The sequence below is a fragment of the Paraglaciecola sp. genome (assembly GCF_051252315.1).
Taxonomy (GTDB): domain Bacteria; phylum Pseudomonadota; class Gammaproteobacteria; order Enterobacterales; family Alteromonadaceae; genus Paraglaciecola.
Window position 1 is genome coordinate 92,894 of record NZ_JBPOFP010000001.1, and the last position, 8,335, is coordinate 101,228.

General features: G+C 39.3%; 7 protein-coding genes. All 7 read right to left on the reverse strand.

Annotated features, from left to right (window positions below):
* Positions 1–2: 2 nt before the first annotated feature.
* The 7 genes from fliF to gmhB all read right to left on the reverse strand — a co-directional run bounded on the left by fliF (position 3) and on the right by gmhB (position 8,094).
* Positions 3–1,706 (reverse strand): flagellar basal-body MS-ring/collar protein FliF, encoded by a 1,704-nt coding sequence (gene fliF, locus ACSHXM_RS00425; protein ID WP_435686719.1) that lies wholly within the window; start codon positions 1,704–1,706, stop codon positions 3–5.
* 10 nt (positions 1,707–1,716) lie between these two features.
* A complete protein-coding gene (fliE, locus tag ACSHXM_RS00430; protein WP_235314319.1) occupies positions 1,717–2,043 on the reverse strand; it encodes a flagellar hook-basal body complex protein FliE in 327 nt (108 codons plus the stop codon).
* Between the two features lie 233 nt (positions 2,044–2,276).
* Positions 2,277–3,623 (reverse strand): sigma-54-dependent transcriptional regulator, encoded by a 1,347-nt coding sequence (locus ACSHXM_RS00435; protein ID WP_435686720.1) that lies wholly within the window; start codon positions 3,621–3,623, stop codon positions 2,277–2,279.
* 1 nt (position 3,624) lies between these two features.
* A complete protein-coding gene (locus ACSHXM_RS00440; protein ID WP_435686721.1) occupies positions 3,625–4,812 on the reverse strand; it encodes a sensor histidine kinase in 1,188 nt (395 codons plus the stop codon).
* 188 nt (positions 4,813–5,000) lie between these two features.
* On the reverse strand, positions 5,001–6,437 hold the full coding sequence (locus ACSHXM_RS00445) for a sigma-54 dependent transcriptional regulator (RefSeq protein WP_435686722.1): 1,437 nt from the start codon (positions 6,435–6,437) through the stop codon (positions 5,001–5,003).
* A gap of 178 nt (positions 6,438–6,615) precedes the next feature.
* Positions 6,616–7,419 carry a flagellin gene (locus tag ACSHXM_RS00450; RefSeq protein WP_435686724.1) on the reverse strand — a complete coding sequence of 268 codons (804 nt, stop codon included), beginning with the start codon at positions 7,417–7,419 and terminating at the stop codon, positions 6,616–6,618.
* 135 nt (positions 7,420–7,554) lie between these two features.
* Entirely contained in the window at positions 7,555–8,094 is a 540-nt protein-coding gene (gmhB, locus tag ACSHXM_RS00455) for a D-glycero-beta-D-manno-heptose 1,7-bisphosphate 7-phosphatase (RefSeq protein WP_435686725.1), read from the reverse strand.
* Between the last annotated feature and the right edge of the window lie 241 nt (positions 8,095–8,335).

Sequence of the window (8,335 nt, forward strand, 5' to 3'; positions counted from 1 at the left end):
AATTAATCATCTAACATCATCCAATTTTTCACTACTTGTGATGACAACTCTGGTTCATTCGCCACCAACGCTCTCACGGCTTTTAATACGTCTTCGTCTTTATGCAAATCTGGCAACATAAAGGTGCCGTCTGCGGCAAAGCCCACTTGAGAATCATCAAACTCTTCTGCTAATAGGCTAATAGTTTCGTCACCTAGGTCTAACCCTTCGTCAGCATCATCATCATCAACTTTAATTTCATCTGGGTAGATTAACTTGCGAACCATAGGTCTTAGTACAAACATAATCAGTAGTGATACCACAAACACACTGGCACCTATTTTAAGCATAGGTACAAATGTTGGATCTTCCCAGAATGGAATTTCAGCAGCAGAAACATCATCATGGCGACTAAATGGGATACTGACTACTTCTAATGAATCACCGCGGGTTACATCAAAACCGATACCACCTTGTAATAATCTACGAATATCTAACAGTTCAGCCTGTGTTCTGGGAGTGCTAGTGATGGTGCCGTCTTCAGCGATGGTATTAATATGATCTAATGCGACCGAAACACTTAATCGGCGTATCACACCTACTTGTTGTTTTGTATGGCTAACTGTTGTGTCTAATTCATAATTTCTGGTTTCTTCTTTATGATTACGCCCAGGTGTTGTTCTTGATGAATTAGTACCTGAAGCTCTCTCAGGAATAGTTGAGTCTAGAGGAGGTTGATTAGTTAATGCTCCTGGAATACCAGCAATTGTTCCACCATTACTATTATCTTCAACGGTCATCTCACTGCGAATAGCAGGTAAATCAGGATTATACGTTCGTTGAGTCTGTTCAACCGAGGTGAAATCCATTGACACATCTGCTTGCGCTGTATAATTCCCCAGTCCTAGAACCGGAATTAAAATGGAATCTATTTTTTCGATGTATTCATTTTCACGCTTTTTTTCTAGTTCATATTCTTTACGAGAACGAGCAGACTCTGCGCCTTGAGAGCCAGAATTTAGTAATCGACCATTACTGTTAGTAATTGTCACCCGGTCAGGCTCTAACCCTTGAACGGCTGATGCGACAATGTCAATGATTGAGTTAACTTCTTGGGAGGTTATAACTGCGCCACGTCTTGGTGTTACCACAACTGTTGCACTGGCTTTTTTCTCACGACGGGCAAAAACATTTTCTTTTGGTAGAGCTAATAAAACCTTCGCTCTGGATATTGCACTTATTTCTTCTATGGTGCTCGCAACTTGTTTTTCACGAGCGTGCTTTAAACGTTCTTTTTCAACTCGTTGGCTGACCCCAAACCCCATGTCTTGCATGATAATGTCTGCACCACCAGAGTCAGTTTGGGTTAACCCCTGCCTCGCTAACCCTAACTTAATAGATTGATATTTATCAGAAGCAACCCTAATCGTATTACCTTCTAACACATAATCTATTTGCGCTTGGTCAAGATAATCCAAAGTTTCTATTAACTCTTGGGTCTCCATCGTGGCCAAAGGACGATAATCAGGCTCCTGAGCCCAGATCAAAATAAATATTGCAATGGCCGCACATATCACTAGCGCGACAACAAGAGTAATTTGACGTACTAAGTCAGTATTTCCCATCGCATCCATGAAGCCAGACTTTTGCTCCACGGCATTGTCATCGGCATAGACATCTGACCCCATGTCAGAGACGGCTAGTTCGGTACTCGCTGCTTCAGCCACTATTTAGCTCCTAAACCGGCATGTTCATAATTTGTTTATAGGCTTCAAGTACTTTATTTCTCACTTGAATCGTTGCTTCGAAGGCGATACCTGACTTCTCTTTCGCGACCATGACATCCGCTAAGCTCAAACTCTTATCACCCATTTCAAATGCAATGGCTTTATTTTTTGATTCGAGCTGCATGTCGTTAACTGTGTTCAAAGCGTTGCCTAATAGATCAGCAAAATTTTGTGATGAAGGGTTTCCTTGGATGGCATTGCTTTCTCCCAAACCTAACTTGGTTTGAGCTGCCATGCCTTGCATCTCTTGGTAAAGGGCTTGTGCTTTAATATCCATGGGAAACTCCAGTATCAATATCTAAGTGTGATCAATAAAATCAAACTACTAACCAAGTTAATAGCAAACTAGATGCCAAAAAGAACAAACCGAAAAAAAGAAATAAAACACTTTAAATTCAACAAGTTAAAAACATAAACCCAATGTCATTTTATTGACTATGCCTAGAAAACAAGCATAAAAAAGTCGCCAGAAAGGCGACTTAAGAGAAAAGCAGTTATTTAACGGGCTAACTAAGCGGGTAACTCAATACCTACCTCACGCATTTTAGCCAACTTATATCGTAAAGTACGCGGACTGATACCTAATCGTTCTGCCACATCTTTTCTGCGACCTTTACAACTTTGTAACGTATCTAAGATAATCTGATGCTCTTGCTGACGTAATTCAGAGCCCAATTTACTGTTATCTTCTTCAACAGGTAATGACTCTGCAGGTTGCTGATTAGACGATAGGTCCTGCTCAATCATTAGGTCGATTGCATCAATTTGTTGTCCGTCAGACAAAATTAGCGCTCGTTGAATAACATTTTCTAATTCACGCACATTACCCGGCCAATTGTGTTGCAATAACTTGCTTCGACCAGCGGCACTAAGCTTAGGAATAGCATTACCTTGCTTTTGGCAATGGCGCTCAATTAAATGTTCGGCTAAAGGAACAATATCACCCGCCCGTTTATCTAATGGCAACCACGTAAGAGGAAATACATTGAGTCGATAATACAAATCTTCTCTAAATTCACCGTTATCCACTGTTTGTTTAATATTACGGTTGCTCGTTGCAACAACCCGTACGTCTAAAGAAATAGTTTTACGGCTACCTAGTCTTTCTACTTCTTTTTCTTGTAAAACACGTAATAACTTGGCTTGAAGGCTTAAATCCATTTCACTAATTTCATCTAATAAAATGGTACCGCCTTGTGCCTGTTCAAATTTACCTGGGCAAGCTTGTAGTGCTCCTGTGAAGGCGCCTTTGTCATATCCAAACAAGGTTGCTTCAAGCATGTTCTCGGGAATGGCAGCACAGTTAATCGCCACAAATGGCTGTTCACTTCTAGGAGATTGATCGTGAATATATCTGGCTAATACTTCTTTCCCAGAACCACTTGGACCTAACACCATCACTGAAGCTTCGGAACGTGCCACTTTTTTAGATAATTCCAATAATTGGATACTTGAGGGATCATCTACAATGGGGGTTCTAGACTCTACTTTTTGTGCGGGTGCATAACGCCCCACTAAATTCAGTAATACTTCTGGCGCAAATGGTTTAGACAAATAGTCCGTAGCGCCATCTCGCATCGCTTGAACAGCATCATCAATAGTGGCGTAGGCCGTCATCAATAAAATGGGTAAATTAGCATACTTATTTTTGATATTTTTAAGTAACGATAAACCACTCATTCCGCCCATTTGAATATCGCTGACCACTAGATCAATATTGTGCTCAGTTAGTTTTATCAAAGCTTGTTCACCGCTGTCGGCTTCAACCACTTGATAGTCACCTAGCTGCAACGTATCAACTAAGGCTTCTCTTAGCCCTGCATCGTCTTCGACTATTAATATTTTAGCTTGAGTCATGTTATAAGCTCCCAGCCGCGTTGGCTAAATATGGTTGTGACTGTTTTTTCTCTGAAGGCGAATCTAAGTGTTCATTTTGTATAACGGGCAGACAAATTGAAAAACAGGCCCCACCGTCTGACAAGTTTGTGACTTTTACTTTCCCTTGATGAGATTGAGCAACCCCTTTCACCACAGCAAGTCCTAACCCTGTACCGTTACTTTTAGTGGTATAGAATGGTTCAAAGACTTGTTTTTGTGCGGCTTCATTTATACCTGGGCCATTATCTGTGACTGTTAAATTCACCCAATCTGAATTATCTATATCTAAACTAGCAGACAAGGTAATAACAGCATTGGTGGGTTTAATTTCTAAGGCATTATGAATAAGGTTTTGTAGTGCTCCGGCCAAGGCTGTTTTATTGCCCAAAATACATATATCTGGATCCGGTAACACTAAGTTTAATTTTGCATGACACTTTTGGATCATGGCATCTGAGCCTTGCTGAACTTCATTCATCAATGATTGTAATGACACATCAGACACCACTTGCTCTTTACCACTTTTGGCAAATAACAACATGTCGTTAACTTGGCTTTCTAAATCTCTTAATCGAGATAATAACTTGTCGCTAAATTTGTCCCGTGAAGGTTTATTCAAGGTATTGTTTGATAGGTTTGCTGCATACAACATGGCAGCGGATAAAGGAGTCCGAATTTGATGTGCTAGCGAAGCCACCATTTTTCCTAAAGATGATAATTTTTGTAAATGACCGATCCGCTGTTGTAACTGTCTGGTTTCCGTCAAATCAGTTAACACGATAAGTTGTCCAGGCTCTTTTACAAGAGGGGTAATGGATAACTTTACTTTACGCCCGTCAATTAAAGAGACCTCGTGACCATCATCTGCTTGTGGTTTGAAAGAGCGCTGAATTATGGTGCGCCACATTTGCCCTTCTAAAGGTTCACCTAACAAACTTTTTGCAAGCTCATTAGATTGTTTAACTAAACCTTTACCATCCACTACCACTACGCCAGCTGGCATAACCTGCAATAAATGCTCTAAACGATTAGCTTGTGAACGCAAAGCGTCTAATTCATCATTATTAACCTGAGTGGCGGTGCTGTTAACAATATCGACAACCCCATGCGGATTAAGCTCAGTTAATGAATGTGTTTGGATTTCGGCTAACATCTTGTTCGTCCCCATATATTCCTCGTGTCAAAACTTAGACAGAATAATTACAAGGAGACTAAAGCACATCTTATGCCAAATAAATTACCTTATATAATCAATTGGTTACATGATTATTAGGAGAATACACTACGTCAATGAAATGACTATTGATTAAGCTTTGAGTGATATATAAGGAGTAGGAGTGGTGGAGGGAAAACGAATTAAGGTTTACTAATATCGTATTTACGCATTTTTTCGACTAGGGTGGTTCGACGCATGCCTAAAGCATCTGCGGCTCTAGCGACAACCCAATCTTGCTGTTCTAACGCTTGAGTTATCAAGCTAATTTCCAGTTCAGAAATATATTCTTTTAAATTTAACCCTTCTGCAGGTAAATCAGAGACAGTCGGAACCTCAGCTTCTTGACTATCATCATCATATGAACTGTCATCACTATTTCCGAAAAGAGCATTAATGGCTTCGCGCTCTAATAATTCTTCAGGATAATCTGGTTCATACGTTTCGGCTTCAATATGTTTATATTTTTTAGGTAAATCAGCCAAATCAATTAAACGATTTGGATACAAAATCATAAGTCGTTCAACTAGATTAGATAACTCCCTGACATTACCCGCCCAACTGTGCTCCATTAGTGAAGTCAACGCGGTTTCAGTAAACCGAATTTGTGAATTATCAGTTTCAAGACGAGAGACTAATTCTTGTAATAAAAGCGGGATATCTTCTTTTCGTTCCCGCAGTGCAGGGCTTTCGATAGGGAATACGTTTAGACGGTAGTACAGGTCTTCTCTAAATAGACCTTGCTCAATCATGTCTTCTAAGTTTCTGTGAGTCGCAGCAATCACTCTCACATTACATTTAATCGGTTTAGTGCCACCAACTCTTTCGTATGTGCGCTCTTGTAGCACGCGCAGCAGCTTAACTTGCATTTGCAATGGCATATCGCCAATTTCATCTAAAAATAAAGTTCCACCTTCGGCTAACTCAAAACGACCTTTCCTAGAACCGACCGCTCCAGTAAATGCGCCTTTTTCATGGCCAAATAGCTCGCTTTCTAACAACTCACCCGGTATTGCCCCACAATTAACTGGAATAAAAATATTATCATTGCGATTAGATAAAAAATGAACATTCCGGGCGACTACTTCTTTACCAGTACCCGATTCACCAAGTACTAATACATTAGCTTCAGTTGGGCCAACTTGTTCAATTAAATGTCTAACACTCTGAATTTCTTTACTTTTACCTACTAAACTTCTAAATAAACGGGTTTTGTTATTAACACTTGTTTTGGCATTAGGTTGCTGGCGGACATATTCTTGGCAGCGATGTAACATTTGCGTCAAGATAGGATAAGTCACAGGCTCGTCAACCACCCCCACTACATTACCTTTTGGTTCATATCCATCTAAATTACCAATAAATATAAAAGGTTGTTGAGGAAATTTTTCACTAATTTCAGAAGCTAATTCTAGATTTGCCGCATCAATCAAGATGGCCTGTATATCTCGACGCTCTTGTAATGTGGTGATGGCTGAAGAAAATGGGACGTCCATACAAACGTCACCTAGAAAGGCCAGAATAGTACTTAGATTATTGGCCCGCACTTCGTCAGAACTAATAATCAAAACATTGCTCATGCCATCTCCAGTTTTTCGATGTTTTTATAATTAACTGTAATGGTTACGATTTTAACCATTCAAGGCGGGATAGCAATAAAATAATTTAGCCAGAATTGGCTTATTGAGGGTAATCGTATTTTATTTAAGCAAAAAAAAGAGCAGCTTAGCTGCTCTGCTTATTAACTCAAGTTTTCATCTAACCATTTAACAATGACAAAGCTTGTCCAGCTTGCTGATTAGAAATACTTTGCACTGCGATACTGGTATCACCCAAAATATCGTTAGCGGCTTTTTCAGAAGAGGCTTGTGCGTAGTCAGTATCTTGAATACGACTTCTAGCAGCGGCAATATTAACGTCGGCTTGTTGTAAATTACGCGCAGCACTTTCAAATTGGTTTTGAGTAGCCCCTAAATCAGCCCGCGCACTTCCTACAAATTCAACAGCACTATCCGCAGCAACTAACGCATCTTCTGCGCCTTGAGCAGTACTTAAATCCACATTTAAAATATCGTTTAATCCGGCAGCCACATCTTGCGTTTGAACACCAATTTTCTGCCCTGCGTTCGCCCCAACCTGAAAATCAATATTTCCATCAGAACTTAATAATGATTTTCCGCCAAACTCAGTTTGTTCTATGGTTTGTGAAATATTCTCTTGTAATTGACTCACTTCAGCTTGAATAGCACTACGATCAGAATCACTTAAAATACCATTACCAGCTTGAACCGACAATTCACGAATACGATTGACGTCTTCATTGATACCAGACAAACCACCTTCAGCGACTTGAGCTAAAGACACACCATCATAAGCATTTGAAACAGCTTGACGTGTGCCTTCAACTTGTGACGTAAGCCTGTCAATAATTTGCTGAGCAGCAGCACCATCAGCCGCGCTGTTAATACGCTTACCAGACGACAGTTTTTCAAGAATAGATTCTTGTTTATTCTGCACCTGCTGCAACAAAGACGTATTTGAACCATTATCTAATTTAATCATAGGTGTACCCTCATCTACCTTCTAACAGAATAGCAGACGACAGGTCAAAAAGTAAGCACATAGAAAGTATGAAAATCTAACTTAGTTATGAAGTTTTATACTCGAATTAGATTTAGCAAAAATTTGTCAGCTAAATCATTTAAAATAATGTTGCACTGCATCTAATAAGCTTTGAGCTGTATTGCAATTTCCTTGTGCTAATTGGGCTTCATCATCTGAAATTAAATATAAAGATTTAAGGCCTGCCCGAGTTCCTGCTTTGATATCTGATAACCTGTCTCCTACCAAGGATGACTGACTCAAATTAAGTTGATGGTCATTTGCTGCTTTTACTAACATTCCTGAATTGGGTTTTCGACATTCACAATCTTTTTTATATTCACCTATCCCAGCTGCTGAGTGGTGCGGACAAAAGTAAACTGCGGTGATATTAACTTGCTCTTTTTCAAATTCATTAAGCATCCAATCAGTCAAAATAGAGAAAGCATTTTCATCATAATAGCCTCTACCGATACCCGACTGATTCGTCACTATGATGATTTTATAGCCCTTTGCTTGAATTAAACGGCAAGCTTCAAATACACCAGAAACAAACTTAAATTGTTCCACCTTATGCACGTAATGATTATCTTCGTTGATCACCCCATCACGATCTAAAAAAAAGGCTTTATTCATATTTATTCAACATCAACTTTCAAAATTTAATCTTTGATTTTTATTCAGAAAAGATAGAATACCCCGATAACTACAATATAAAAACTTAATAACTAAATCTGATGGTATTACCGTTTCCCAATTAGTTAACCAAGGGCTAGTACAAGCCAATTATTTTCGAGAGTTTAATCTATACAAGATTGGGAAACGTTAAATTAAAGAATTAAGTTTGTCTTTTCAACAATTAAGGTTCTGATTTTAT

What these genes read in the sequence shown, in the direction of transcription:
- fliE (WP_235314319.1), bottom strand. Translation starts at nt 2,043, where the DNA reads ATGGATATTAAAGCACAAGCCCTTTACCAAGAGATGCAAGGCATGGCA.
- ACSHXM_RS00435 (WP_435686720.1), bottom strand. Translation starts at nt 3,623, where the DNA reads ATGACTCAAGCTAAAATATTAATAGTCGAAGACGATGCAGGGCTAAGA.
- ACSHXM_RS00450 (WP_435686724.1), bottom strand. Translation starts at nt 7,419, where the DNA reads ATGATTAAATTAGATAATGGTTCAAATACGTCTTTGTTGCAGCAGGTG.
- ACSHXM_RS00445 (WP_435686722.1), bottom strand. Translation starts at nt 6,437, where the DNA reads ATGAGCAATGTTTTGATTATTAGTTCTGACGAAGTGCGGGCCAATAAT.
- gmhB (WP_435686725.1), bottom strand. Translation starts at nt 8,094, where the DNA reads ATGAATAAAGCCTTTTTTTTAGATCGTGATGGGGTGATCAACGAAGAT.
- ACSHXM_RS00440 (WP_435686721.1), bottom strand. Translation starts at nt 4,812, where the DNA reads ATGGGGACGAACAAGATGTTAGCCGAAATCCAAACACATTCATTAACT.